The following is a 329-nucleotide window of genomic DNA, read 5'->3' as shown; positions in this document are numbered from 1 at the left end:
GAGCGGCTGGCCGATGCCGAGCGTCTGGGTCACCCGGTCCTGGCGGTGGTGCGGGGCAGTGCGGTGAACCAGGACGGTGCGTCCAACGGTCTGACCGCGCCCAACGGTCCGTCGCAGCAGCGGGTGATCCGCCAGGCGTTGGAGTCGGCGGGTCTGTCGGCGCGGGACGTGGACGCGGTGGAGGCGCACGGGACGGGTACCGCGCTGGGTGACCCGATCGAGGCCCAGGCGCTCCTCGCCACCTACGGCCAGGACCGTGCGGAGAACGAGCCGCTGTGGCTGGGGTCGGTGAAGTCGAACCTCGGTCACACGCAGGCGGCGGCCGGTGT

Annotated in this window: 1 protein-coding gene; it reads left to right on the top strand. The window is 72.9% G+C overall.

Annotated elements, in window-relative coordinates:
* Positions 1-329, top strand: a 329-nt coding sequence (locus PUR61_RS00020; protein WP_329874299.1) for a polyketide synthase, incomplete at both ends; no start/stop codon positions are given.

It is taken from the genome of Streptomyces sp. BE20 (assembly GCF_036322525.1).
Taxonomy (GTDB): domain Bacteria; phylum Actinomycetota; class Actinomycetes; order Streptomycetales; family Streptomycetaceae; genus Kitasatospora.
This window is presented reverse-complemented; position numbering and strand designations above follow the sequence as displayed.